Origin of the sequence: Stenotrophomonas sp. TWI700, from assembly GCF_039673645.1 — a bacterium.
GTDB classification, from domain to species: Bacteria; Pseudomonadota; Gammaproteobacteria; order Xanthomonadales; family Xanthomonadaceae; genus Stenotrophomonas; species Stenotrophomonas maltophilia_AA.
On the sequence record NZ_JBDJMB010000061.1, the window covers coordinates 1 to 1,814 of the forward strand.

At 68.5% G+C, this 1,814-nt stretch carries 2 protein-coding genes; both read right to left on the reverse strand.

What is annotated here, in order from left to right; genetic code table 11:
- Positions 1–106: 106 nt before the first annotated feature.
- Positions 107–949: an archaetidylserine decarboxylase gene (gene asd, locus ABE473_RS18820; RefSeq protein WP_346490534.1), complete on the reverse strand. Its 843-nt coding sequence runs from the start codon at positions 947–949 to the stop codon at positions 107–109.
- Positions 946–1,596, reverse strand: a complete 651-nt coding sequence (locus ABE473_RS18825) for an SCO family protein (protein ID WP_346490535.1) — start codon at positions 1,594–1,596, stop codon at positions 946–948. The genes asd and ABE473_RS18825 overlap by 4 nt, the downstream gene beginning before the upstream one ends.
- Positions 1,597–1,814: the final 218 nt, after the last annotated feature.

Genomic DNA, 1,814 nt, shown 5'->3' on the forward strand with positions numbered 1-1,814 from the left:
TGTTTTTTTGGGGCGCCCCCCCCCCCCCCACCCCCCCCGGGGGGGGCCGCGCGGCGGCCCCCCCCCCCCCCCCCGCGCGGCCGCCCCCCCCCGCCCGCCACTACCGTTACTTCAGGGTCGCCAGCGCCTGCCCCAGCTGCACCGCATGCTCGGCATCCAGATGCGGCGCGAACTCGGCCACGCCGGGCGGCAGCAGCACGATCACGGTCGAGCCGTAATTGAAGCGCGCCATCTCCGCGAAGCGCTCCAGGGTGATGCCCTTGCCGCGGTAATCCTTGCGCGTGATGGTATCGCCGTAGGCCGGAATCTCCTCGCCGCCCCACACCGTCTCCACGCCGGAGACCAGCAGCGCGCCGACCATCACCGAGACCATCGGGCCGAAATCGGTATCGAAGTGGCAGACCAGGCGCTCGTTGCGGGCGAACAGCCCCGGTACCTTGTTCACCGCGGCCGGGCCGACACTGAACAACCGCCCCGGCACATGCACGGTCTCGCGCAGGGTGCCGGTCCACGGCATGTGCACGCGGTGGTAATCCTTCGGCGACAGGTACACCGTGGCGAACAGGCCGTGGTGGAACACCTCGGCATCCTTGGCATCGCCCAGCAGTTCGGCGGCGGTGAAGGACTGGCCCTTGGCCTGGAAGATGCGCCCGTCTTCGATCGTGCCCAGCTGGCTGATCCGGCCATCGGCCGGCATCACCAGCGTGCGCGGATCGGCATCGGCCACGCGTGCGCCCGGCTTCAACGCACGGGTGAAGAACTGATTGAAGGTCGGATAGCTGCGCGGGTCCGGATGGGCCGCTTCAGCGAGGTTCACGCCGAACTTCGCGGTCACGGTGTCGATCAGCCAGCGCGAGATCCGCGGGTTGCTGGAGTACGCCAGTCTGCGCGCCATGGACGATAGCAGGCGATGGGGCAGGGCGTAGCTCAGCGTGGTCATCAGACTCATGGGGCGGATTTCTCGGTCAGCAGGTGCAGGTCGCGGGCGATGGCCTGCGCTTGGAAAGGAGGGCGGATCAGGCCGGCCAGGCGGCCTTCCGGGTCCAGCACGGCCAGGCTGGCCGAGTGTTCGAGGGTGTAATCCTCGGGATTTTCATCGAAGTGCTTGCCCGGCACCTTCTGGAACACGAAGCCCAGCGAGGTGGCAAAGTGCTCCAGCGACGGCACATCGGCGGTCGCGGCCAGGGTGTCCTTGTGGAACGCATGCACGTACTCGCCCAGCCGTGCCGGGGTGTCACGCTCGGGATCGACCGAAATGAAGACCAACCGCGGACGCAGCGTCTCGGGCAGGGCTTCCCACTGTTTCTGGGCCTGGGCCAGGTCGGCCAGGGTGGTCGGGCAGACGTCCGGGCAGAAGGTGAAGCCCAGGAACACCAGGGTCCAGTGGCCCTTCAGCTCGCCCGGGATCAGGCGGGTGCCGTCGGACTGGCCCAGGTTGAAATCGGGCAATGGGCGCGGTTGCGGATAGAACGTGATCGATTCGGTGGCGGGCCGGTCACCGCCCGGCGTGGGCGCGAAGACCTTCTGCGCCACGACCAGGCCCAGCCCGGCGGCGAGGGCGATCAGCAGGATGATGCCGACATTGCGATTGAACATAAGGGCCCCGTCCCGGAAGTGGCCACCATGATAGAGGCAGCCACGCCGGATTGTCGGGAGGGGCGTCGGCACGGGTGGGTTTCCGGGACCCGCCGTGAATCCATCCCTGGAGCAACTGTGTTGTTGGAGGGACTTCGGCCCCTCCAGCAGACGGGCGCGGTAGTGCCGGCCGCTGGCCGGCAGCCTTTGGAGATGTGCCCGTGCGCGCTTCAGGCCGG

Bases quoted from the DNA above. Each gene is read 5' to 3' on its own strand.
- ABE473_RS18825 (WP_346490535.1), bottom strand. From the start codon at position 1,596: ATGTTCAATCGCAATGTCGGCATCATCCTGCTGATCGCCCTCGCCGCC.
- asd (WP_346490534.1), bottom strand. From the start codon at position 949: ATGAGTCTGATGACCACGCTGAGCTACGCCCTGCCCCATCGCCTGCTA.